The sequence below is a fragment of the Rhodobacter flavimaris genome (genome assembly GCF_021378075.1).
GTDB classification, from domain to species: domain Bacteria; phylum Pseudomonadota; class Alphaproteobacteria; order Rhodobacterales; family Rhodobacteraceae; genus Rhodobacter; species Rhodobacter flavimaris.
This window is the reverse complement of record NZ_JAJUOS010000002.1, coordinates 178,193-201,640: the sequence shown is the minus strand read 5'-3', so window position 1 is coordinate 201,640 and position 23,448 is coordinate 178,193. Positions and strand designations below refer to the sequence as shown.

The following is a 23,448-nucleotide window of genomic DNA, read 5'->3' as shown; positions in this document are numbered from 1 at the left end:
CGGGCGCGAGGAAAAGGACGACAAGATGACATTCAATCCGCACGGCAAGCATCTGATCGCCGGGGAATGGGTCGCGGGCGAGGCATTCTTCAGTTCGGCACCCGCGTCGGGCGCTGCGCATCAAGTTTCGCTGGGCGCCGAGGCGCATGTAGACGGCGCGGCTCGGGCCGCCGAAGAGGCGTTCTGGTCATATGGATATTCGTCACGCGAGAGCCGTGCGCAGTTCCTCGAGGCCATTGCCGAGGCAATCGAGGCCCGCGGCGCGGATATAACGGCGATCGGTGCGCGAGAGACCGGCTTGCCGCCAGCGCGCCTCGAGGGTGAGCGGGGGCGGACCACGGGGCAGCTGCGTCTGTTTGCTGCACATATTCGCAAGGGCGAGTATCTTGACCGGCGGCACGATCCGGCGCTGCCGGATCGCCAGCCGCTGCCGCGCCCCGATCTGCGGTTGATGCAGCGCCCCGTGGGGCCGGTCGCGGTCTTCGGTGCGTCGAACTTTCCGCTGGCTTTCTCGGTTGCCGGGGGGGACACGGCATCTGCCCTCGCGGCGGGGTGCCCGGTTGTCGTCAAGGGGCACGAAGCGCATCCTGGCACCGGTGAAATCGTTGCTGAGGCAATTGCCGAGGCCGCGCGGGCCTGTGCGATCCATCCCGGCGTTTTCAGCTTCATCCAGGGCGGATCGCGCGAGGTCGGTGCTGCGCTTGTAACCCACCCTCTGATCCGCGCGGTCGGTTTCACCGGCTCGCTGGGGGCCGGACGCGCGCTGTTTGACCTCTGCATGCGCCGCCCCGAGCCGATCCCGTTCTTTGGTGAATTGGGAGCGGTGAATCCGATGTTCCTGCTGCCCGAGGCGGTCGCGGCACGTGGCGCTCAGATCGGTGCGGGCTGGGCCGGGTCGCTCACGATGGGCGTTGGCCAGTTCTGCACCAATCCGGGTATCGCGGTCGTGCTGAGTGCGCAGGCGCGAACGATCATCGAGGGCGCTCGCGCGGCTCTCGCTCCGGTCGGCGCACAGGTAATGCTGACCGAGGGGATCGCGGCCTCTTACCGCGCGGGAGCTGCGCGGATCGCGGATGCCAAAGGCGTGCGCGAAGTGCTGACCTCGATGTGTTCGGCCCGAGAGGGGGCACCCAACCTCTTCGTGGTGCAGGGGGACGACTGGCTGGGCAATCACCTATTGCGCGAAGAGGTCTTTGGTCCGCTCGGTCTGCTCGTCACCGCCGCGAGTGTCGAGCAGATGGTCGAGATCGCGCGCAGTTTCGAGGGGCAACTGACGGCCACGCTGCACATGGACGACGCCGATGCGCCGCTTGCGGCGCGTCTGCTGCCCATTCTCGAGCGCAAGGCTGGCCGCGTTCTGGCCAACGGCTTTCCGACCGGCGTCGAGGTCTGTGACGCGATGGTGCATGGCGGACCATATCCGGCTTCGACGAACTTTGGCGCGACTTCGGTCGGGACCATGGCGATCCGCCGTTTCCTGCGCCCGGTATGCTACCAGAACCTGCCTGAGAACCTGCTGCCGGAGGATCTGTGCTGAGCATGGAAAAGCCCGACTGGATCGCTGTCGACTGGGGGACGACGCAGCTGCGTGCCTTCGTGATGCGCGGTAATGTGCCTCTGGCCAGCGCAGAGTCGCCGGATGGCATGGCGCAACTTGCGCCTGATGCGTTCGAGCCGGCGCTGCTGCGGCTGATCGATCCGTGGCTGACGGACGCTACCCTGCCGGTGATCGCATGCGGGATGGTCGGTGCGCGCCAGGGATGGGTCGAGGCCCCTTACAGAAGCGTGCCCTGCGCCCCGGTCGCCACTGGACAGACACAGGTCGTTCCGACCCGCGACCCTCGAATTCGCGTTGAAATCGTGCCTGGCCTATCGCAGCAGACCTCGGCCGACGTGATGCGCGGGGAAGAGACCCAGATCGCGGGCTTTCTGGTGCAGGTTCCAGAGTTCGAGGGCGTGCTGATCCTGCCCGGAACGCATTCCAAGCATGTCCAGATCGCGGCGGGGCAGGTTGTGCGTTTCGCCACGCACATGACAGGCGAGCTCTTTGCTCTGCTGTCTCGACAGTCGGTTCTCAGGCATTCGGTTGCGGGAGACGGGCATGTCGATGCGGCATTTGTCGAGGGGGTCGAGAGCGGGCTGACGGGGCACGTGCTGGAGCGCCTCTTTTCGATCAGGGCCGAAGGGTTGCTTGCAGGTCTGCTCCCTGCCGCCGCCCGCGCGCGGCTTTCGGGGATGTTGATCGGCGCCGAGCTCGCGCGCTTGCCCGCGGCTGCGGACTATGTGCTGATCGGGAACGGGGGGCTGATTGCACTTTATGCGCGAGCCATGGCCGTGGCCGGGTTGAATTCGAAACAGCATGACGGTGCCGATCTCGTGTGCAAGGGGCTTGGTGTCGTGCGTGGGGAGATGGCGAGATGAGCCGCAACATCATTGCAATCCTGCGGGGTATCACACCTGACGAGGCTGTTCCGGTGGCCGAGGCCCTCGTGTCGGCCGGGATCTTGGCGATTGAGGTTCCGCTGAATTCGCCCTCGCCCTTTGTCTCGATCACGGCGATGGTGCGGGCTTTCGTCAATCGGCCGGAGGTGGTGATCGGGGCTGGGACTGTGCTCACGGTCTCGGAGGTTCGACAGGTCGCAAGCGCCGGCGGCCGTCTTATTATCTCGCCCAACTGTGATCCCGAGGTGATCGGTGTCACGGTGGCCTCCAAACTAGCGTCGTGGCCCGGCGTGTTCACGCCGACCGAGGCCCTTGCAGCAATCAAGGCGGGCGCCACTGGGCTGAAGCTCTTCCCCGGTGCGATGGCCGGTCCCTCGGGCCTGAAGGCGATGCGCGCTGTTTTGCCAGGGCGAGTTCCGGTTTACGCTGTCGGTGGCGCGGGCCCGGGCAATTTTGCAGAGTGGCTCGCCGCCGGAGCGGATGGGTTCGGCATCGGCACTGCCCTCTACACCCCCGGGCTTTCGGTCCCTGAAATCGCTGAGAGGGCACGAAACATCGTGCAGGCCTACGACAACGCACGCGAAGGGATGGGCAGATGATCCCGTTCGATCAACGGATCTGTGGGTTGGGCGAAGGGGCTCTCTGGCACCCACAGCGGCGCGAACTTTTTTGGTTCGACATCACCGGCAAGCGATTAATGGCGCGCTCGCCAGAGACCGGGGTGGCACGTGAGTGGGCTTTGGCCGAAATGTGCTCTGCCGCAGCATGGATCGACGCGGGGCGCCTGCTGATCGCTTCCGAGATGGCACTTGCCGTCTTCACCCTCGAAACTGGCGCCATTGATCCATTGGAGCCCCTTGAGGCGGATAATAAGCGCACTCGCTCGAACGATGGGCGGGCAGATCCTTGGGGCGGATTCTGGATCGGCACCATGGGCAAGTCAGCCGAGCCCGGTGCGGGCGCGATCTACCGCTATTACGGGGGGCAACTCCGGCGGCTGTTCGACGGGATTTCGATCCCGAACGCAATCTGCTTCGCGCCAGATCGAACTTGCGCCTATTTCGCAGATACGGCACGGGCGACGCTTTACCGGGTGGCGCTGGACGCGGCAGGTTGGCCTGCGCGCGAACCCGAGGTCTTCGTGGATTTCACAGCGTTCGGCCTTCGGCCTGATGGGGCCGTAACGATGGCGGATGGCAGCCTGAGGGTTGCACTGTGGGGCGCCGGGGCCGTGATTTCGGTATCCGCCACTGGCGAAATAGGTGGGCGGATCACGCTGCCCGCCCCGAATACTACCTGTCCGGCCTTTGGCGGGACGGATTTCGCAACGCTCTTTTGTACTTCGGCCACACAAGGCCTGAGTGCGGAAGCACTTGCCAAGGCACCTCTCTCAGGCGCGACCTTTGAGGTGCAGGGCGCCGGGCAGGGCAAACCCGAGCCCGCCTTCCGCCTGCAACCGACCGGAGACGACACATGACCGCCCCCATCACGCTTGGCCTTGTCGGCCTCGGCACGATCGCTCGCAACCAGCATCTTCCATCGCTGGCGGAAACCCCCGCCCTCGCACTGGTGGCCATCGCAAGCCGGAACGCGGCACTCGACGATTTACCGGCCTATCACGACATCCACGAGATGCTCGCCGCCGAGCCCGGATTGCAGGCGGTTTCGCTCTGCACGCCACCGCAGGGCCGCTTCGAACAGGCCGTCGCCGCAATCCGGGCGGGGCGGCATGTGATGCTTGAAAAACCGCCGGGCGCGAGCGTCTCCGAGGTTACAGCGCTTGCTCATTTGGCGCAGGAAAACGGCGTTACGCTGTTCGCGACCTGGCATTCGCGCGAGGCCGCCGCAGTGGAAGAGGCGCGCCGAAGGCTTGCCGAGGCCCAGGTCCGTCGAGTGCAAATTACCTGGAAGGAAGACGTGCGTCATTGGCACCCGGGCCAGGAGTGGATCTGGCAGCCCGGCGGGCTCGGCGTGTTTGATCCCGGCATCAACGCGCTCTCGGTCTTGACCCGGATCCTGCCTGACGCCGTTCATCCCGTCGCGGCGACGCTTGAGGTTCCTGCGAACCGTCAGTCCCCGATCGCTGCGCAAATGGATATGGTGACCAGTTCCGGAGCACCGGTTCGGGCGGAGTTCGACTGGCGCCAGACCGGCCCTCAGACCTGGGATATCTTGGTCGAGACGGACGGATCAGAGATACTCCTGCGTCTGGGCGGGGCAGAGCTACATGTGGATGGCGTGCAGGTCTCGACCTCGGTCGATCTGGAATATCGTCGGCTCTATGCACGCTTTGCCGAATTGGTTGCATCGGGACAGTCGGAGGTAGACCTCTCTCCATTGCAACTCGTGGCGGATGCGTTCCTTTTGGGAGAACGGCGGACCGTCGAGGCATTCCACTGGTAGTCGTTCTGTAGGGCTTGTCAGGGCGAGTCCGTTCGAGCAGTGAAGGGCGGCTTGTCTTAGGAGCCGTGTTTGAGGCAGTTAGGGTGGTTTCGTCGCCTCGTCGGATGGCGAAACGCTCTCTCTACCGCTATTTATAGACGAGCACTGAAGTGTGATCCGGCTTGCCGAGAGGATATACATCCGCCTTCCGCTACGCTGCGCAATGTCGAGGATCTGCTACATGAGCGGGACAGACGGCCCGATTTTGGAGTATCGGTTCGGGCTTCTGTTAGCTTCGCCGATCTAGACGCGGCGCGTCAAGGGTCTGCGATCAAGCCACTGGATTTAACATCTCGATGAGTTGTTCGTGAAGATTCGTGGCGAGCTCCACTACCAGTGGAGCGCCGTAGATCATGAAGGCGAAGTCATCGAGAACTTGGTAACGAGGAAACGCGACAAGAAAGCGACTTTGAAATTCCTGAAGAACTCTTTGAGGCTACACGGTACGGCTGGCGCGCTGTTGCCGACCGTCTACGCCCTTATGGTGCGGCTCTTCACGAACTCGGTCTCCGTGGCCGAGAGCAGGCTGGTCGGTAGATGAATAACCATGCGGAGAATTCGCCCTTGCCATTCCAAGGGGGGGAGGAGGAGCTTCGCTTCTGGCGGATGAGAACGCTCCGGACATTCGCTGCCGTTCATGCCTCCGTCTTGAGCCAATTTGACGAGGACTGCGGCTTCAGCTCGTGACAATATTTCAAGCCGAACCGAGCCGCCGCTCATGCCGAGTGGCGTCAACTCGGCGAGGCATTAGAGACTAATATACCGCCGTTGAGGAGACTGGTCAGAATTAGTCTGCCAGCGCTGATTGTCCTAGACCAGACTGCTTTTCGAGGAGAACCGCGCCGATATGCTTCACTCGCTTAGCCCAGTACGACGTCGCCCTCGATGCCAGAAGCGCCGGTCGTAAGTAAATATCCAAGATCAGCGAGAGACGCGACGGACCAATCGGACAGATAGTTGGTGTCGTCATATGACCCGTCATCGGCGAGGTGGCCGATGTAGCCGGTCATCAGCTCATCCTTATAGGTGTCCTCGTCCCAATGGCCCCCAGCCGTTCCCGATCCGCCGTCGGTTTCGACAAATAGCAGGGTATCCTCGGTGTATGCCAGGTTTGCGGCTGCACCGGTGTAGACACTCGTCACGATATCATCGGTCGGTTTCTTGGTATTGTTGTCGTCGATGACCTGGGTGGTTACGAGGTTGTTGTAATCCCAAAGGGTACCAACCCCCATGACGTGCATCATCTCGTGAAGGACGATGTCGTCGAACAGTCCCAGATTGTAGTATTTGACTGCATCAGCCTGATCGAAGGTCATCTCACCGACCGCGGGTAGCCCCGTGTCCGAGCGGATCCCGGTCGGTCCGGCCTGTCCCAAGATACCGCCAACGCCATCAATGGCGTCGAGGTCGGCGGTAATGACCAGATCGTCATAAAGGTTTCCGGAGCCATCAATCGCATCCGGGATGTCTTCGGCGATCAAAGACGCCAAGTAATCAGCAGAGGCGATGAAGACGGCCTTGAGCTCATCTGACCACTCACCGACGAACCTGATCTCGATATTGTATTGCTGGCTATCGTCGATGCCGTCGCCGGTGCCTGTGATGGCGATCCAGTCGCCAGTGCCGGTGATGTAGACATCCGTGACGATCTCCGTGTCCTCAATGATCGGGCCCGGTCCACTCGGCGGGCCCTTGCTGCCCCTTGCATCTCCGCTGGTGTCGATCATGGTTAAGTCACCACTGACCAGTCCGGTCAGGTGGCTTGCGTTATCTGATCGATAGAGGTCCGACGCCCCTTGGCCCGACGATTTAACGTAGTCCAGGAAACTTCCCTTGCTCGCATAGGACATTGGACTCTCCCCTTCGACTTCAGCGTTTCCGATAAAAGACAGACGAGTTCTCTTTCAAAGAGTAACTCTAAGCTCGCACGAAACGAAAGGAATTTGACTCAATCGTGTGCGCGATTGGTGCTCGCGGCTGGTCAATGCGGCGAATTAATAAGGATTGTTTATGCTCCTAGGGTCAGGACTCATAACCGTGCTCTGCCTGCTGAAAACTGGACCATTTGAAGCTGGAGTTTTCGGTTAGTCTTTCCTGGCTGGGAAAGGAGCGGAAACGTATGAAAGCATCGAAATTCACGGAGGCACAGAAGGCGTTCATCTTGCGGCAAGGCGAAGACGGGATGCCTGTCGCCGAGATCTGCCGAAAGGCTGGGATCAGTCAGGCGACCTACTTCAACTGGAAGAAAAAATATGGTGGGCTGCTGCCAGACGAGATGCGGCGTTTGAAGCTGCTCGAAGACGAGAATGCGCGGCTGAAGAAGATTGTCGCGGACCTGACGCTGGACCGTGAAATGCTTCAAGATGTCATCCGCCGAAGCTCTGAAGCCGGAACGGTCGCGTGAACTTGTCTGCGGGATGTGCGCAGATTGGGCGGTTTCGATCCGCAGGGCTTGTGGGGCCCTTCGTTTTGACTGTTCCAGCTATCACTACCAATCCCGCCGCACCGATCCGGCAGCGCTGAAGGCGCGCATCAAAGAGATCTGCGAAACGCGTGTCCGGTATGGATACCGGCGCGTGCATGTTGTCCTTGATCGCGAGGGTTGGCGCCATAGCGTCAAGAAAACCTACAGTGTTTACAAGGCAATGGGCATGCAGTTGCGGAATACGACACCGAAGCGGCGCGTGAAGGCTAAGCTACGAGAGGAACGCGCTGAGGCCGTCGGGCCGAACGATGTCTGGGCGAAGGACTTTGTTCACGACCAGTTGGCTCTGGGGCAGAAGTTGCGCATTCTGACGGTCGTCGACACCCACTCGCGCTTCTGTCCGGCGCTGGATGCATGCTTCAGCTACCGTGGCGAGGATGTCGTAAAGACACTGGAAAAGTGTGCGGCCGGATCGGTTACCCGAAGACAATAAGGGGCGATAATGGCACAGAGTTGGTGTCTCGCAACCTCGATCTGTGGGCCTACGCAAAGGGTGTGACCTTGGACTTCTCGCGGCCAGGCAAACCAACGGACAACGGGTTCATCGAGGCGTTCAATAGCAAGTTCATGTCCGAATGCCTGAACGCACATTGGTTCATGAGCCTTGCAGGTGCCGTCGAAAAGCTGGAGGATTGGCGTAGACACTAGAACGACGACAGACCGCACAGCGCCATCGGATATAACGTCCCCAGCGCATTGCACTTTCCCGGTGACGGAACCAGCCCGTCATCGTGAACAAAGCCCGAAAACTCCAGCCTCGGGTGGTCCAGAGTTGGTAGGCAGAGCAAGTCTGCCAGCACCTCTTGGCCAGTTCTTAGATTCTGACGGTGCAGGTCAAGCTTGAAGGCGTTTGCGTCTACCAGCCAATTCCTTCGTAGCTATGCGGTCTTGAGGTCTTATCCATCAACCGGGCCACGTCGATGACCAACTTTCGCGTATCGCCAAGAAGATCACGGTAACGAGGCAAGTCGTGCGTAACAAAGACGATATCGCAGCTCTTTACGACCTCTGCGGGGTCTGCCAGCAACATCCCGTCAAGGCGCGCGTCGAGTTCGTCGCTCAGGCCGACGCGCGGACGTTTTGGGCGTGCCGGTTTCGCAGCGATTGCGCAGGGCTTTGGCGAGAGGCAGTGGTCATGCGCGACGATGTCCATTCCGCAATCCAACAGTCGCGTCACGATCTCTACCGCCGGGCTTTCCCTTAGATCGTCGGTGCCCGGCTTGAACGCCAGGCCCAAGATCCCGACCCGGTGCGCGCCGCTTGCACGGATGAGGCTCATCGCGGCGTCAATTTGTGCCTCGTTCGATTTGGCCAAACTGTTGACCAGCGGCAGTTCGACGCCTTGCTGCGCTGCCAAATGCGCAAAGGCTCGGACCTCTTTGGGCAGGCAGGAGCCTCCATAGGCAAAACCCGGTTTCAAGTAATAGGGCGACAGGTTGAGCTTGGTGTCCCTGCAGAAGATATCCATTACCGCTCGACCGTCGATCTGCATGGATTTTGCAAGCCGCCCTACCTCGTTCGCGAAACTCACCTTGGTGGCGTGCCAGACGTTATCGACATATTTCACCATCTCCGCAGTTTCGATTTCTGTGAAGATCGGGCAATTGTCGATGGGACGGAAAATCCTCGAGACCACCTCGCGTGTGCGGGCGTCGCTCGCGCCGATCACCGTTTTCGGGGGGGCATTGAAGTCGGCGATGGCCACACCTTCGCGCAGGAATTCCGGAACAAATGCCAGGCCGAAGTCGGTGCCAAGTGACTTTCCGCTCCACTTTGCGATGCGCTGCGCCATGACGCCCTGCGTCGTACCGGGCGGGACTGAACACCTCAGGACGACGATGTGAAAGCCAAGCTTCTTCCGCAGTGCCGTACCGATCGCTTTGGCCACGGCCACGAGGCCGGACAGATCGCAGGAGCCGTCGTGTGCCGTCGGTGTCCCAACGGAAACAAACGTCACGTCTGACTCGGCCACCGCCGCGCCAAGATCCGTCGTCGCCTCGATCCGCCGCGCGGATACGCCCCTCTTGAGCAGGGTCTCCAGGCCGTTTTCATGCATCGGTGATTGGCCATTTTCAATCGAGGTAACCTTTTCCGGGTCGATATCGACACCGACAATTCTATGGCCGAGTTCAGAAAGGCATCCGCATGTCACGGCGCCGACATAGCCGAGACCGACGACGCTGATGGAGGGTTTCGGGGCAGTCAGCCACGGTTCGAATTCCACGGCCTTCCGGCGCTTGATGGCGGCATCGTTCCTGATCATTCGGATGAACTTTCAAATGGTTAACTCGCTCATCTTCGTGAATGGACAGTGAATCGGGTCGAATTGCGGCGATTGAATGGTATTTGTGGATAATTTTCTCAGAATGCGCCGAATGTTTCGCTGCTGCCAACGATCCACGCCGTCATGAATAAGAAGACCAGCATGGCGGTGACGTACTGAAACAGTGCAAAGGCAGACTTGGCCCGTTGTATCCAGCCTTCGCCGCCGCCGGCGCGTTGCCCGCCGCGATTTGCCCACGCCTGGTTCTGCGGAAAGAACGTCATGTAGGACTTCACGAGGGCGTTCACCAACTGGTTTCCATAGAGCAGGAATGGCCATGTCATGTCGGCATTTCTCGCATAGCGGAACAGATAGACGCTAAGCACCAGACGTGATGAGATGACCCAGAGGATCGCCGGCATCAGGAAGCGGGGCTCAAGAAAAACCGCTAAGAGCAGCAGTGCCGGGCTGACAAGTGTCGTCCAAATGGCGAGCTTCTGATCCAGCACGCACCACCAAATGAACATCCCAACGCGCCGGGGGCCCAGGCTCAGAGCGCGCGAGCCGTTGCGCAGCATGTTTCCTGACCATCTGCGTAGGTTCTGTACCATGCGCCGGACGCCTGTGCCCTGGATGATCTCGACTGTGTAGACATAGGCGTCAGGGACGTAGGCCATCTTCGAGCGCCGCTTGAGCATGTAGTACCAGGTGCTCTTGTCGTCGCCCGACAGAAAGCGGAAGCGCCCCCAGAGCCAGTGGTCCAGATGATCGGCTTCGATCGTCCGAATGAACTCAATGTTGGTGATTGCGCCGGCGCGGAACATACTCATGCGGCCAGTGAGCGTCAGGACCTTGTCGCTCATGACATGGCTCTGCATGGCGAGGCGGCGTTGGGCAAATCGCAGGTTAAGCAACCGCCTGAACCAGCCGGGACCATAGACGATGGCCTCTTCGTTAGTGGTCAGTGCATCAAGCCCGGGATCTGCGCCGAACATCGCGCAGCTGCGCGCGAGCGCATTGGGCGCGAAGATTGTGTCGCCGTCCATAAAGACGATCACGTCGTCGTCTTCCGGCGCAACGCGCATGATGGCCCGCATCACCAACCCGATCGCCATACGTTTTCCGGGTTGGTTCTGGCGCACGAAGACGATCTGCGCGTCAAGGTCGGGGGCCTCTTCGAAGGCGATTTCTTCGATAATCTCCTCGTCCTGGCGCCCCCCGGTGCCGACGTAGATCGTTGCCGTCAGACCAGCCTCGCGGATCTGATCGAAAAGTGCGCGCATCACGTGTCGCGTGATGGCCGGTTCCTCGAAAAAGGTAGTCATTTGGATATGCAAATGCCCGGGGCGCCAGCCACTGTTCCAGACCTCGTCCCGCCGTTCCCGCATTTCAGGCCATTTGTGGTGCCCAAACTTTCTCGCCCTGCGCGCATGGTTGAACCACCACCCATACCGCCAAAGCCCGAGCGCCCCCAAGATAGGGAGCAAGCCATGCTGACGCGGATCGTAGCCAGAATTCCATTGGTACAGGAACCCCAGGACGCAAAAGCCCAGTATGAGCCCAAGCGCCACGATATCCCTGAGCCGCCACTTGGGAACACCGCTGGCAAACTCCCGATTCAACTCGGTGACCCGCCGGGCTATGTCCTGTTCGAGATTTTCTTCGGGAAACGCGAGAAGGGTCATCAGCGCGACGCCATCAACCGAGGCCCGACGTCGGCGCAATACTCGGCCACGGCGGGCATCACGATGGGGCGATAGGCCAGGAAGGCCATTCCGGAAAACAGGCAAACGAAGAAGGCCGTGCGCAGGAACCGCGGCAGGACCGAAGCCTGCCCGGCCTTCCGCTCGGAAGCGGTTTCCTGCATGGGAACAAGGTCGAGCGGCACGTCCATCGCGCTGATCATGCGGTCTATGCTGATTGCGCGGCCGGTGACGATCTCCCGGTAGAAATGCCACAGAACGCCGAACTCCCGGTTGCCGAGGTTGATGAACCGCAGAATGCCGGCCTGCTGATCGCGGACGAGTTGCACCTGAAGCGTGATGCCGAAACCATGGAATGGTATGGTCAGGAGCCCAAAACCGGCAACATTGTCCAATTCCGGGGTCAATGCGATGCCTTCCAAAGACCAGCGATCAATAGAGCCGATGCGCTGTCCCTCGACGTCGAGGATCAGCGGTGCCCGGACCATATAGCTGACGTCCGGCAATGCAGGCTCATACCTGATGTGCATCGATTCCCGTCCATTTGCATCTAAATCGAAACAATTAATAAATAGCTGGGCAAAACTGTGACGAAAGGTGAACAATTTTCGCCCGCCGCATGTTTGGTTGGATGCTTGCCTCCGAGACCCCGAAGCGCCGCGCCGCCGGTATGAATTCGAGCCAAATGGGGAGGACATCTCGACGAGATATTCGTGAAGAACAGGGTCTAGCGCCGCGACCTGTTGCGTCCTGTCAATCAAGAGAGCGAGGTGCTGACAGCGCCGTAGAAGGCACAATGATCGACATCAATAAGTCGTCGCGGTTTTTGGTGTAGATTGGCCTTCATACTGCTTCTGGAATGAGCACTCGCATCGGTTGAGCCGGGGATCAGTGGGCGGCATTAGTTCGGCGAGGGGGGAGTATGACTTGGGAGGTTATCCGCAAGACGGCGGCCGAAAGGTCGTCCGCTACGCTGACTGAGGCTGTACGTGCGCAGTTCACTTGGGCTGACGCCGAGTCGATGCTTGATGGTCTGCCAGGCGGTGGTCTCAATATCGCCTATGAAGCGATCGATCGTCATGTTGCGGCCGGGCACGGTGCGGAGGAGGCCATCTGCTGGTTTGGCAAGGATGGCCGGACGAGGCGACTGAGCTACGCCGACCTCGCATCTGAAACCGCGCGATTTGCCAATTTGATGGTGGCGAATGGCTTGCGTCCTGGCGACCGGCTCTTTGCCATCGCCGAACGCGTTCCTGATCTCTATATCGCCGCGCTCGGGACGCTGAAGGCGGGCATGGTCTTCTCGCCGCTCTTTTGGGCCTTCGGACCCGATCCGATCCGAATGCGAATAGAGATCGGCGAGGCCAAAGCCTTGGTCACAACCGCTGCGATCTACCGCCGCAAGATAGCCGCGTGGCGCGAAGAGTTCCCCTCGCTCAAGCTCGTTTTGATCATCGGCGATGAGGCGCCAGAGGGGTGCGTTGCGCTCGGACCCGCGATGGCAGGGGTTTCGGACCAATTCGATATCGTTCAGACCCGGCCCGAGGATCCTGCGCTGATCCATTTTACCTCGGGCACGACCGGGCGGCCCAAGGGGGCAGTGCATGTTCACAAGGCCGTGGTGATGCATGCCGCCGCAGGTCGCTATGCGCTCGAACTAGTTCCCGGCCGGCGTTACTGGTGCACTGCCGATCCAGGCTGGGTGACAGGGACGTCGTTCGGAATCATCTCGCCGCTCGTCAACCGGGTGTGCATGATAATCGACGAGGCGGATTTCGACCCTGAGCGCTGGTATTCCATTTTGCAGGATCAGAAGGTCGAGGTCTGGTACACGGCCCCGACCGCGATCAGGATGATGATGCGGGCGGGAAAGGATGTGGCGGCGCGCTACGATTTCTCGGCGCTCAGGTTCATGGCTTCGGTGGGGGAGCCGTTGAACCCCGAAGCCGTTGTCTGGGGAAACGAGGTCTTTGGCAGGCCGTTCCATGACAACTGGTGGCAGACCGAAACCGGAGGGATCATGATCGCCAACACCGCGGCGATGGATATTCATCCTGGTTCTATGGGCAAGCCTCTGCCAGGTATTGAGGCAGGTATAGTCGAGCGCGACGGCGACGAGGTGCGCGAATGCGCCCCGGGAGAGATCGGCGAGCTTGCGCTGCGCCAGGGCTGGCCCTCGATGATGCGGGCCTATCTGCATGAGGAAGCGCGTTACAAGAAATGCTTCGCCAGTGGCTGGTATCTTTCGGGTGACCTCGCAGTGCGCGACGCCGAGGGTTACTTCTGGTTCGTCGGTCGCGCCGACGATCTGATCAAGTCGTCGGGCCACCTGATCGGCCCCTTCGAAGTCGAAAGCGCCCTGATCGAGCATCCGGCGGTAGCCGAAGCTGCTGTGATTGGCCTGCCTGACGAAACTGCGGGCGAGGTGGTCAAGGCATATGTCGCCCTGAACCCGGGATACGAACCCTCAGAGGAACTTGAGCGCGACATTCGCGGTCTGGCCCGCAAAAAACTCGGCCCCTCCGTCGCGCCGCGCGAGGTGGCTTTCCGCAAGACTTTGCCGAAGACCCGATCGGGCAAGATCATGCGTCGGCTGCTGAAGGCGCGTGAGCTTGGCCTTCCCGAAGGCGACATTTCCACGCTGGAGAGCGATGAGACATGAGCGATGTGAAAGCCCATCTGACCCGCGAGCATTCCCGCGAACTTCTCGCGATGATGATCCGTATCCGACATTTCGAGGACAAGTGCGCGGAACTCTATACTCAGGAGAAGATCCGCGGTTTTCTCCACCTCTATGACGGCGAGGAGGCCGTTGCGGCGGGGGTGATCTCGACACTGGCGCCAGCGGATCGGATCGTCGCGACCTACCGGGAGCATGGCCATGCACTGGCGCGTGGCGTAGCGATGAACGCGGTCATGGCCGAGATGTTCGGCAAGGCGACAGGCACGTCGGGCGGGCGCGGCGGATCGATGCATATCTTTGACGCCGGGAAAAACTTCTACGGGGGGAACGCCATCGTTGGCGGCGGGCTTCCGCTGGCCGTGGGATTAGCGCTGCGCGACAAGATGATGGGCGAGACCAATGTTACCGCCTGCTTCTTTGGCGAGGGCGCGGTGGCCGAAGGCGAGTTTCACGAAGCGATGAACCTTGCCGAGTTGTGGGATCTGCCAGTTCTCTTCGTCTGCGAGAACAACGGTTACGCCATGGGCTCGGCGCTGAAGCGGACGGAAGCCGAAACCGATATCCACGCCAAGGCCGCCGCCTATTCAATGGAGGCCGAGCAGATCGACGGGATGAATGTCGTCGCGGTGGAGGCCGCGGCGCGCCGCGCTCTTGCACACATTCGCGAAACGGGCAGGCCCCGGTTTCTAGAATGCCTGACCTACCGCTTTCGCGCGCATTCGATGTTCGACGCCCAGCTATACCGTGACAAGGAGGAGGTGGCCCTGTGGCGTGAAAAGGGGCCGATCGTGCGCTTTCAGGGCTGGCTCGTTCAGAACAAACTGATCCACAAGGAAGAGATCGCGCAGATCGAGGCCGAGGTGGATGCCGAGGTCGCCGCCGCGGTCGAGTTTGCCGAGACCAGCGATTGGGAGCCTGTCGCCGACCTGACCCGACACGTCATGTCCGAAGCGCGTCCGGAGCCTCCGCCGCAACCGGAACCATCGCCCGAGACGGTTGAGATAACCTATCGCGAGGCGGTCAAGCAGGCGATCCGCGAAGCGTTGAAGCGTGACGAGCGGGTTTTCATGATGGGTGAAGATGTAGGCGCCTACGGTGGGTGCTACGCGGTTTCCAAGGGGTTGATGGCGGAATTCGGCGAGGAGCGCATCCGAGACACGCCCCTGTCAGAGTCTGGGTTCACCGGTGCCGGTATCGGCGCGGCCGCAGCAGGGATGCGTCCGATCGTGGAACTTATGACGGTGAACTTCTCCCTGCTGGCGCTTGACCAGATCATGAATACTGCGGCCACAATCCGTCACATGTCGGGCGGTCAGTTCGGCGTCCCGCTGGTCATTCGCCTGGCCACCGGCGCGGGCAAGCAACTCGCGGCGCAGCATTCGCATTCGCTCGAGGGTTGGTATGCACATATTCCTGGGCTGCGTATCCTGGCTCCGGCAACGCTCGAGGATGCGCGCGGGATGCTGTGGACAGCGCTTCAGGAGCCTGACCCGGTGCTGATCTTCGAGAACGTCATGCTCTACAACATGACCGGCAAGCTTGCGGTCAATGCCGGGCCCGTCGAGATCGACAAGGCGGCGATCCGGCGCCCGGGTCGTGATGTCAGCCTGATCACCTATGGCGGGTCGCTCTTCAAAACGCTCGAGGCCGCCGACAAGCTTGCTGCCGAGGGGATCGAGGCCGAGGTCATAGACCTGCGCGTGCTCCGGCCACTTGACGATGCCACGATCATGCAATCCCTTGCCCGCACCCGCCGGGCCGTGATCGTGGATGAGGGCTGGCGGTCGGGTTCGATCTCTGCCGAGATCGCGGCACGGATCGGCGAGCAGGCCTTCTGGCATCTCGATGCCCCGGTGGGCCGGGTGTGCACGGCCGAGGTGCCCATTCCCTATCCCAAGCATTTGGAAGATGCCGCTCTGCCGCAGGTCCCCGCGATTGTCGCGGCGGCGAAAGCGGCCTTGGGGAAAGACTGATGGCTGTGTTCAGCATGCCCTCTCTCGGCGCGGACATGGAGGCGGGAACGCTCGTCGAATGGCTTGTGAAACCGGGCGATGCCGTAACGCATGGCGATATCGTAGCGGTGGTCGAGACCCAGAAGGGGGCCATCGAAATCGAGGTCTTCGAGGATGGCACGGTCGCGAAACTGCTTGCCGAACCCGGGCAGACCCTTTCGGTCGGCTCCCCACTGGCGATCATTGCGGCGGCGGGCGAGGTGGACCAAGAGGTGCCAGCGCCCATGCCCGCCAAGCCATCTAGAGCGCCGTCGATTTCCAGTACCGGGATTGCCGCGTCACCTGCGGCGCGGGCAAGGGCGGCAGAGCTTGGCATTGATCTTGCGCGCCTCAAGGGCAGCGGGCCGGGCGGGGCTATCGTTCTGGCAGATGTCGAGACAAGCAAAGTGTCACCCGAGCCCATCGCAGCTGCCTCGGACCGCGCCGCCTATCTCTCTGAAATGCGCAAGGCAATTGCGACTGCCATGGCACGGTCCAAGCGCGAGATCCCGCATTACTACGTTAGCCACACGGTCGATCTGAGTGCGGCGTCCGATTGGCTGGATGCCGCGAATGCGACTCGTCCTCCGGAAGAACGGCTGCTGATGGGCGCGCTGTTGGCGAAGGCGATCGCATTGGCTGCGGCTGCCGTGCCCGAGGTGAATGGTCATTACGCTGCCGACCGCTTCGAGCCTTCGGCTGAGGTCCACCTTGGGCTTGCCGTGGCGCTGCGGGGCGGCGGTCTGATGGCCCCGGCGATCCTGAATGCCGACAAGCTCGATCTCTCGGCGCTGATGGCCGCGATGCGAGATGTCACTACGCGGACCCGAGCAGGCCGCTTGAAGAGTTCCGAGATGAGCATGGCCACGCTCACCTTTTCGGGGCTTGGCGACAGCGGGGTTGAGGCAATGGCCGGAATTATCGTGCCGCCGCAGGTTGCCCTGGTCACTGCCGGTGGGCCGCAACCGATGGCGCTGGTGAGGCACGGAGCGGTAGTTGCAGCCACCGCCGTCACGCTGATCCTTGCCGCCGATCACCGCGTCAGCGATGGTCGCCTTGGCGCCAAGTTCCTACTGGCCGTAGACAAGTTTCTTCAAACCCCGGAAGCGCTATGACCGAAGATGAAATCCGCAAGAGTTATATCGAGGAGCTGATCCGCGTCGCACCGGATCTCGACGCCGCCACGATCAGCGGAGGCGACCATCTGCAGGACGATCTCGAACTTGACTCCATGGATGTGCTCAACCTCGTGATTGCGCTTTCCAAGCGGTTCGGAAGGGACATCCCTGAGGCGGACTACCCGCAGATCGCAACGGCAGATCTTGCAGTCGCCTATCTCGGAAACCTGCCGGGCGAGAGCGATCGCCTGATCTGACGGGCTTTTCGACCGGTGACCTCGATAGTGACCGGTAGAGCCGAGCAGTACCGTTTTTCGGCGCTCTGCTGAGATGGATCAACCCAGTGGGCGGTCGGGCATGCTAGGCTTGCGATCGCTCTCATCATACGCCCGACTATGGGTTCCACCGGCGATCGGGCCTGCGCCAAGGAGAGGAGCGTGTCATGATCGAGGAGGAAATGCGCTTTTCCGATCGCGCCGAAGCTGGACGCCAGCTTGGTGCGCGGCTTGCAGATGCCGGGCTCGAACAGCCTGTCGTCTATGCCCTGCCGCGTGGGGGTGTGCCCGTGGCGCTGGAGGTCGCCCTTGCGCTCGACGCTCCGCTCGATCTGGTTTTCGTGCGCAAAATTAGCGCGCCGGGCGCACCGGAATTGGCGCTGGGCGCCGTGGTCGACGGAGAGAACCCGCAGACAGTGATCAACGAAATGGTCCAGCGGCACTCCGGAGCCAATGCGGATTATCTCCGCCAGGAAACCGAGCACGAACTGCAGGAACTGGAGCGCCGCCGCACTCGATATCTCGGGACGCGCAAGCAGGTCTCGCCCAAGGGGCGGACGGCGGTGGTAGTCGATGATGGCCTGGCGACGGGGGCAACGATGAAAGCCGCGCTGCTGGGTCTCCGGCAGCAGGGCGCATCAAAGGTCGTCATTGCGGTCCCGGTTGCACCCGTCTCTGTCATCCCAGAGTTCGAGGAGTTGGCCGATCAGGTCATCTGCCTGAATTCTGCGATCCGGTTCTACGGGGTGGGCGCATTCTATGACGATTTTCACCAGCTAACCGACGAAGAGACGATCGACCTGCTGCAACAGGGATGAGGCCTTGATGCCTTGTCAGAGGAAACACCGTTGAGCGGAGCAGGGAGGTCGCGTGGCGTCTCGGGATGACGCAAGACGCCCCATTCGAGGACTTCCGGACCAGCCCGGGAATCATTCGCCTGGCGGTTATGATTTAGGTTCGGCTCCCTATATCGATCCGCATTGTTGAGGACCTTCTGCGCGAACGCGGCGTCGACATTAGCCATGAATCTGTCCGTTTTTGATGGAGCCGCTTTGGCCCGATGTTCGACTTCGAGCTCCGAGCGCTACGGGTCGAGCTGCTGCACTCCGGCCCCCAGTGGCGTCGGTATCTCGGTGAGGTTTTCGTGAGAATGAATGGCGAACGCCACTATCTGTGGCGGGCGGCCGATCACGAAGGCGAGGTTCTCAAGAGTTTCGTGACGAAGAAACGGGACAAGAAGGCGGCACTGCCTTTTTTGAAGAAAACGAAGCGGCGATACAGTAGACTCGAGATTATCGTTACCGATCTGCTGCGATCCAGCGGGGCGGCCTAAAAGGCGAAAAGTGCGGCAGACCTGCAGGATACCGAGCGCCGGCTGACCCGCCGGGCGGAGAATTTACACCGGCCATTCCGACGGCAGGAACAGTCGATGCAGCGGTTCCGGCGGATGCTAAGTCTCCAGAAAGTCGCCGCTGTCCATGCCGCCGTCTCGAACCACTTCAATCAGGGGCGTAGCCTTTCGAGCAGACATCTCTTCTAGGCCAACCTCACCGCAGTTCCATCCGAGTGGCGTACTCTCTGCGTGGTATACAGGGCAGCCTCACTGTCCAAGCAGAAACGGGCTCGAATTCGTCTGACATCCGCTCCCCCAAGGCTTGCGTTTTTTGTGCGATCTGTATACAACTGCATACCGAAGTGGCTACGCTCCAGCCGCCATGTCATTCAGCCATTGGGAACGCAGATGACTCTCTATGCCCGCTACCTCGAAGAGATCGAAACCCGCAAAGCTCAGGGCCTCAGCCCCAAGCCGATCGACGACGGCGCCCTGACCGCCGAGATCGTCGCGCAGATCCGCGATGCTGCACATCCGCACCGCGCCGACTCGCTGCAGTATTTCATCTATAACACCCTGCCTGGCACCACGGCTGCCGCAGGTGTGAAGGCAGAGTTCCTGAAAGAGATCGTGTTGGGCCAGGTAGTGGTTCCGGAAATCACCCCCGCTTTCGCGCTGGAACTGCTGTCGCACATGAAGGGCGGGCCCTCGGTGCGCGTGCTGCTTGATGTGGCGCTTGGCGCGGACAAGGCGATCGCCGAACAGGCCGCCGCCGTGCTCAAGACTCAGGTCTTCCTCTATGACGCCGATACCGACCGCCTGAAGGCCGCACATGAGGCGGGCAATGCAATTGCCACCGATATCCTGCAAAGCTATGCGAAGGCCGAGTTCTTCACCAGCCTGCCCGACGTCGAGGACGAGATTGAGATCGTCACCTTCATCGCGGCCGAAGGCGATATCTCGACCGACCTGCTTTCGCCCGGCAACCAGGCGCACTCGCGTGCCGACCGCGAACTGCACGGGCTGTGCATGTGCGACGAGGCCGCGCAGCAGACGATCCGCGACCTGAAGCTCCAGCATCCCGGCAAGCGCATCATGATGATCGCCGAAAAGGGCACGATGGGCGTCGGTTCGAGCCGCATGTCGGGCGTGAACAACGTCGCGCTCTGGACCGGCAAACAGGCCAGCCCCTATGTGCCCTTCGTCAACATCGCCCCGGTGGTCGCCGGCACCAACGGCATCTCGCCGATTTTCGCGACCACGGTCGACGTGACCGGCGGGATCGGGGTCAACCTCAAGAACTGGGTCAAGAAGACCGATGAGGATGGCAAGGCCATCCTGAACAACGACGGCAACCCGATCCTCGAGCAGAAATTCTCGGTCACCACCGGCACCGTGCTCAAGATCGACACGAAGAAGAAGAAACTGCTCAGCGAGGACGGCGAAGAACTGGCCGATCTGTCCAGCTCGTTCACGCCCCAGAAGGTCGAGTTCATGAAAGCCGGCGGCTCCTATGCCATCGTCTTCGGCAAGAAGCTGCAGACCGTCGCGGCCGAGATCCTCGGCGTCGAGGCTCCCGCGGTCTTCGCCCCCTCGAAAGAGATCAGCATCCCCGGCCAGGGTCTGACCGCGGTCGAGAAGATCTTCAACGCCAATGCCCGTGGCGTCGCGCCCGGCAAGGTGCTGCATGCCGGTTCGGACGTGCGTGTGCGCGTCAATATCGTCGGCTCGCAGGATACCACCGGCCCGATGACCGCGCAGGAACTCGAGGCGATGGCCGCCACCGTGATCTCGCCGCTGGTTGATGGCGCCTATCAGTCGGGCTGCCACACCGCCTCGGTTTGGGACAAGAAGGCGCAGGACAACATTCCGAAGCTGATGTCCTTCATGAACAGCTTCGGCCTTGTCACTGCGCGCGACCCGAAGGGCGAATATCACGCGATGACCGACGTGATCCACAAGGTGCTGAACGACATCACCGTGGATGACTGGGCGATCATCATTGGCGGCGACAGCCATACGCGCATGTCCAAGGGCGTGGCCTTCGGCGCTGACTCCGGCACCGTGGCGCTCGCGTTGGCCACTGCCGAGGCCGAGATGCCGATCCCGGAATCTGTCAAGGTCACCTTCAAGGGCAAGATGGCCGAGTACATGGACTTCCGCGATGTGGTTCATGCGACCCAGCAGCAGATGCTCAAGCAATGCGGCGACAACGTCTTCCAGGGCCGCATCATCGAGGTGCATCTCGGCACGCTGCTAGCGGACCAGGCCTTTACCTTCACCGACTGGACGGCCGAGATGAAGGCCAAGGCAGCGATCTGCATTTCGGAAGACGAGACGCTGATCAAGTCGCTGGAACTGGCGAAATCGCGCATCCAGATCATGATCGACAAGGGTATGGAGCAGCAAAGCGGCATGCTGGCCAAGCTGATCGCGCTCGCGGACAAGCGTATCGCGCAGATCCGCTCGGGTGAGAAGCCGGCGCTGGCGCCCGACGCCAACGCGAAATACTTCGCCGAGGTGGTGGTGGATCTCGACATCATCGACGAGCCGATGATCGCCGACCCCGACGTGAACAACGCCGATGTCTCGAAGCGCTACACCCACGACACGATCCGCCCGATCTCGTATTACGCGGCGGAGAAGAAGGTGGATCTGGGCTTCGTTGGTTCGTGCATGGTGCACAAGGGCGACATCAAGATCGTCGCCCAGATGCTCAAGAACCTCGAGGAACAGACCGGGCGCGTCGAGTTCAAGGCGCCGCTCGTGGTGGCAGCGCCCACCTACAACATTATCGACGAGCTGAAGGCGGAAGGCGACTGGGAGATTCTTGAGAAGTACTCGGGCTTCGAGTTCGACGACATGTTCCCGAAAGCCAAGGCGCGCACCGAATACGAGAATATTCTGTATCTCGAGCGTCCCGGCTGCAACCTGTGCATGGGTAACCAGGAAAAGGCCGAGAAGGGCGATACGGTGCTGGCCACCTCGACCCGCCTCTTCCAGGGTCGTGTCGTGGCTGACAGCGAAACCAAGAAGGGCGAGTCGCTCCTGGCCTCGACGCCCGTCGTCGTGCTCTCGGCGATCCTCGGACGCACGCCCACGGTGGCCGAATACAAGGAAGCGGTGAAGGGCATCGACCTGACCAAGTTCGCGCCGCCGGTTCAGGTGCCTCTCGACAGCAAGTCGGTCCACTTCTAAGGACCTGCGATAAACGAAAAGAACGGCCCGCGCTGTGCGCGGGCCGTTTTGTCTTGTTGGTGTCTGTTTGGCCGAGTGCCCCTCAAGGCCCCTGCCCAGAGGCGTCGCCGTGCCCATTCGTTACGCCCCGGTATCGGGTGAGCCGGGCGCGTAAATGGAACTCGGTCTGATGAGGGCAGGGCGGTTTCGCCGCCTCGTGAGATGACGAAAGGCTCTCCCTTCCGCTATTTCGAAGCACGCCATGAAGTCATCCAACGGGCCATGATAATGTATATCCGCGTTCCCCTTGTTCTGCGCTCTGTCGAGGGCCTGCAATATGAGCATAGTATCGACATCTGCCATGAGACGGTCCGATTTTGGTGGCTTCGGTTCGGGCCGATGTTCGCCTCGGAGATCAGGAAGCGGCGCGTCGAGGGGCTGAGGTCGAGCCACTGGCGATGGCAGCTCGATGAGATGTTCGTGAAAATTAGTGGCGAGCCCGACTACCTGTGGCGCCGTCGATTATGAAGGCGAAGTACTCGAGAGCTTCGTAACGAGGAGACGCGATAAGAAAGCTGCGTTAAAGTTCCTGAAGAAATCTTTGAAGTGACAGGGGGTAGTCGGTTTGCTGGCGACCGACCGTATTCGCCCTTATGGCGCGCCTCTTTGTGAACTCGGTATCCGTGGCCATCAGCAGACCGGTCGGTGGATGGGTAATCGCAAGGAGAATTCACCCTTGCAATTCCGAAGGTGAGAGCGAGTGATGCTATGCTTTCGGTGGATGAGAACGCTCCAGAAATTTCCGCCGTTCATGCCTGCGTCTTGAACCTCTTCAACCATGACAGCGGCCTCTCAAGTAGACCTCTCTTTAATGCCGACCGCACCGCCACTCTGGCCAAGTGGCGCGATCTCTGTGTCGCGTGAGGAACAGCGTCACTGTCCAAGTGCAGACTGGTTTGAATTCGCCTTGCAGCCCCCTCCCGCAACCGGAAACCGTGTGACTGTGCCAAGCCAAGCGATTCCCAGAGTGGAAAACGCTTGATCCCGCAACCTCTTCAGGCAAACATTCCGCTAAACAACATGCCACGTGGTCAATGTCGGCTAAATGGATCTCGCAGCATGGTTTTTGAGAGGAGGATAAGATGAAGAAATTTCTGGCAACCGCGCTGATCGTCGCCGGGACGACCGCGTCGGCAGGTGAGATGTCGCCGCCGACGCCGACCACGATGACGAACAATGACCCTTCGGTGTTTCTCGGGCTGACTTGGACCTTCGGGGGATCTTCTCCGGCACAGGGTGCGGGCATCGGCCTCAAAGTGCTATCGACCAACAAACGCGATGCCGGCGCCCTTGCCGCGGGTGTGACGTATAATTTCGACGGCACAATCGGCTGTGATGTGGGGGCGGCCTACAACTTCGACGATGCCACGCTGACGGCCGGATGGGATTTCTGCAAGAGCGCGCCTCAAATCGGTTTGGGTGGGACCAAGAAACCTGACACAACGACCTACAACCCGGAACCGGACACCTAAATAC

Annotated in this window: 16 protein-coding genes and 4 pseudogenes; 16 read left to right on the top strand and 4 right to left on the bottom strand. The window is 61.0% G+C overall.

Features of this window, described 5'->3' with window-relative positions; translation table 11 throughout:
- The first annotated feature begins 25 nt into the window (after positions 1 to 25).
- The 6 genes and pseudogenes from LZA78_RS03635 to LZA78_RS18050 all read left to right on the top strand — a co-directional run.
- A complete protein-coding gene (locus LZA78_RS03635) occupies positions 26 to 1,537 on the top strand; it encodes an aldehyde dehydrogenase (NADP(+)) (protein WP_233675587.1) in 1,512 nt (503 codons plus the stop codon).
- A 2-nt stretch (positions 1,538 to 1,539) separates the two neighbouring features.
- A complete protein-coding gene (locus tag LZA78_RS03630; RefSeq protein WP_233675586.1) occupies positions 1,540 to 2,421 on the top strand; it encodes a 2-dehydro-3-deoxygalactonokinase in 882 nt (293 codons plus the stop codon).
- Complete coding sequence (locus LZA78_RS03625; RefSeq protein ID WP_233675585.1) at positions 2,418 to 3,041, top strand: 2-dehydro-3-deoxy-6-phosphogalactonate aldolase; 624 nt, start codon at positions 2,418 to 2,420, stop codon at positions 3,039 to 3,041. Before LZA78_RS03630 ends, LZA78_RS03625 begins: the two co-directional genes overlap by 4 nt.
- Positions 3,038 to 3,919, top strand: coding sequence for an SMP-30/gluconolactonase/LRE family protein (locus LZA78_RS03620; protein WP_233675584.1), 882 nt, complete (start codon positions 3,038 to 3,040; stop codon positions 3,917 to 3,919). The genes LZA78_RS03625 and LZA78_RS03620 overlap by 4 nt, the downstream gene beginning before the upstream one ends.
- A complete protein-coding gene (locus tag LZA78_RS03615; RefSeq protein WP_233675583.1) occupies positions 3,916 to 4,845 on the top strand; it encodes a Gfo/Idh/MocA family protein in 930 nt (309 codons plus the stop codon). The genes LZA78_RS03620 and LZA78_RS03615 overlap by 4 nt, the downstream gene beginning before the upstream one ends.
- A gap of 104 nt (positions 4,846 to 4,949) precedes the next feature.
- Positions 4,950 to 5,631 (top strand): annotated as a pseudogene (locus LZA78_RS18050) (IS6 family transposase); the annotation flags it as partial.
- Positions 5,632 to 5,744: 113 nt separating this feature from the next.
- Here the strand turns inward: LZA78_RS18050 and LZA78_RS03605 are convergent.
- The gene (locus LZA78_RS03605; RefSeq protein ID WP_233675582.1) at positions 5,745 to 6,734 is read right to left on the bottom strand and encodes a leishmanolysin-related zinc metalloendopeptidase; all 990 of its coding nucleotides are present in this window, start codon (positions 6,732 to 6,734) and stop codon (positions 5,745 to 5,747) included.
- Between the two features lie 269 nt (positions 6,735 to 7,003).
- Here LZA78_RS03605 and LZA78_RS03600 point away from each other — a divergent pair.
- Positions 7,004 to 8,104: pseudogene (locus LZA78_RS03600) on the top strand (IS3 family transposase).
- Between the two features lie 121 nt (positions 8,105 to 8,225).
- Here the strand turns inward: LZA78_RS03600 and LZA78_RS03595 are convergent.
- The 3 genes from LZA78_RS03595 to LZA78_RS03585 form a co-directional block, all read right to left on the bottom strand.
- Positions 8,226 to 9,632 (bottom strand): nucleotide sugar dehydrogenase, encoded by a 1,407-nt coding sequence (locus tag LZA78_RS03595; protein WP_233675581.1) that lies wholly within the window; start codon positions 9,630 to 9,632, stop codon positions 8,226 to 8,228.
- A gap of 98 nt (positions 9,633 to 9,730) precedes the next feature.
- Complete coding sequence (locus LZA78_RS03590) at positions 9,731 to 11,317, bottom strand: glycosyltransferase (protein WP_233675580.1); 1,587 nt, start codon at positions 11,315 to 11,317, stop codon at positions 9,731 to 9,733.
- Positions 11,317 to 11,841: a hypothetical protein gene (locus LZA78_RS03585; RefSeq protein WP_233675579.1), complete on the bottom strand. Its 525-nt coding sequence runs from the start codon at positions 11,839 to 11,841 to the stop codon at positions 11,317 to 11,319. The genes LZA78_RS03590 and LZA78_RS03585 overlap by 1 nt, the downstream gene beginning before the upstream one ends.
- 416 nt (positions 11,842 to 12,257) lie before the next feature.
- Between LZA78_RS03585 and acsA the strand changes: the two genes are divergently transcribed.
- From acsA to LZA78_RS03540, 9 genes and pseudogenes are all read left to right on the top strand, one after another.
- A complete protein-coding gene (gene acsA / locus LZA78_RS03580) occupies positions 12,258 to 13,997 on the top strand; it encodes an acetate--CoA ligase (protein WP_233675578.1) in 1,740 nt (579 codons plus the stop codon).
- Positions 13,994 to 15,991: a pyruvate dehydrogenase (acetyl-transferring) E1 component subunit alpha gene (gene pdhA / locus LZA78_RS03575; protein ID WP_233675577.1), complete on the top strand. Its 1,998-nt coding sequence runs from the start codon at positions 13,994 to 13,996 to the stop codon at positions 15,989 to 15,991. Before acsA ends, pdhA begins: the two co-directional genes overlap by 4 nt.
- On the top strand, positions 15,991 to 17,124 hold the full coding sequence (locus LZA78_RS03570) for a dihydrolipoamide acetyltransferase family protein (protein ID WP_233675576.1): 1,134 nt from the start codon (positions 15,991 to 15,993) through the stop codon (positions 17,122 to 17,124). The genes pdhA and LZA78_RS03570 overlap by 1 nt, the downstream gene beginning before the upstream one ends.
- Positions 17,121 to 17,384 carry an acyl carrier protein gene (locus LZA78_RS03565; protein WP_233675575.1) on the top strand — a complete coding sequence of 88 codons (264 nt, stop codon included), beginning with the start codon at positions 17,121 to 17,123 and terminating at the stop codon, positions 17,382 to 17,384. Before LZA78_RS03570 ends, LZA78_RS03565 begins: the two co-directional genes overlap by 4 nt.
- A gap of 185 nt (positions 17,385 to 17,569) precedes the next feature.
- Positions 17,570 to 18,220, top strand: coding sequence for a phosphoribosyltransferase (locus LZA78_RS03560; RefSeq protein WP_233675574.1), 651 nt, complete (start codon positions 17,570 to 17,572; stop codon positions 18,218 to 18,220).
- Positions 18,221 to 18,285: 65 nt separating this feature from the next.
- A pseudogene (locus tag LZA78_RS18045) lies at positions 18,286 to 18,942 on the top strand (IS6 family transposase).
- Positions 18,943 to 19,143: 201 nt separating this feature from the next.
- Positions 19,144 to 21,933: a bifunctional aconitate hydratase 2/2-methylisocitrate dehydratase gene (locus LZA78_RS03550; protein ID WP_233675572.1), complete on the top strand. Its 2,790-nt coding sequence runs from the start codon at positions 19,144 to 19,146 to the stop codon at positions 21,931 to 21,933.
- Between the two features lie 201 nt (positions 21,934 to 22,134).
- A pseudogene (locus LZA78_RS03545) lies at positions 22,135 to 22,836 on the top strand (IS6 family transposase).
- 218 nt (positions 22,837 to 23,054) lie between these two features.
- The gene (locus tag LZA78_RS03540; RefSeq protein ID WP_233675571.1) at positions 23,055 to 23,444 is read left to right on the top strand and encodes a hypothetical protein; all 390 of its coding nucleotides are present in this window, start codon (positions 23,055 to 23,057) and stop codon (positions 23,442 to 23,444) included.
- Positions 23,445 to 23,448: the final 4 nt, after the last annotated feature.

Excerpts from the sequence above, each read along its gene's own strand:
- LZA78_RS03635 (WP_233675587.1), top strand. The coding sequence starts at position 26 with ATGACATTCAATCCGCACGGCAAGCATCTGATCGCCGGGGAATGGGTC.
- LZA78_RS03630 (WP_233675586.1), top strand. The coding sequence starts at position 1,540 with ATGGAAAAGCCCGACTGGATCGCTGTCGACTGGGGGACGACGCAGCTG.
- LZA78_RS03625 (WP_233675585.1), top strand. The coding sequence starts at position 2,418 with ATGAGCCGCAACATCATTGCAATCCTGCGGGGTATCACACCTGACGAG.
- LZA78_RS03620 (WP_233675584.1), top strand. The coding sequence starts at position 3,038 with ATGATCCCGTTCGATCAACGGATCTGTGGGTTGGGCGAAGGGGCTCTC.
- LZA78_RS03615 (WP_233675583.1), top strand. The coding sequence starts at position 3,916 with ATGACCGCCCCCATCACGCTTGGCCTTGTCGGCCTCGGCACGATCGCT.
- LZA78_RS03605 (WP_233675582.1), bottom strand. The coding sequence starts at position 6,734 with ATGTCCTATGCGAGCAAGGGAAGTTTCCTGGACTACGTTAAATCGTCG.
- LZA78_RS03595 (WP_233675581.1), bottom strand. The coding sequence starts at position 9,632 with ATGATCAGGAACGATGCCGCCATCAAGCGCCGGAAGGCCGTGGAATTC.
- LZA78_RS03590 (WP_233675580.1), bottom strand. The coding sequence starts at position 11,317 with ATGACCCTTCTCGCGTTTCCCGAAGAAAATCTCGAACAGGACATAGCC.
- acsA (WP_233675578.1), top strand. The coding sequence starts at position 12,258 with ATGACTTGGGAGGTTATCCGCAAGACGGCGGCCGAAAGGTCGTCCGCT.
- pdhA (WP_233675577.1), top strand. The coding sequence starts at position 13,994 with ATGAGCGATGTGAAAGCCCATCTGACCCGCGAGCATTCCCGCGAACTT.
- LZA78_RS03570 (WP_233675576.1), top strand. The coding sequence starts at position 15,991 with ATGGCTGTGTTCAGCATGCCCTCTCTCGGCGCGGACATGGAGGCGGGA.
- LZA78_RS03565 (WP_233675575.1), top strand. The coding sequence starts at position 17,121 with ATGACCGAAGATGAAATCCGCAAGAGTTATATCGAGGAGCTGATCCGC.
- LZA78_RS03560 (WP_233675574.1), top strand. The coding sequence starts at position 17,570 with ATGATCGAGGAGGAAATGCGCTTTTCCGATCGCGCCGAAGCTGGACGC.
- LZA78_RS03550 (WP_233675572.1), top strand. The coding sequence starts at position 19,144 with ATGACTCTCTATGCCCGCTACCTCGAAGAGATCGAAACCCGCAAAGCT.
- LZA78_RS03540 (WP_233675571.1), top strand. The coding sequence starts at position 23,055 with ATGAAGAAATTTCTGGCAACCGCGCTGATCGTCGCCGGGACGACCGCG.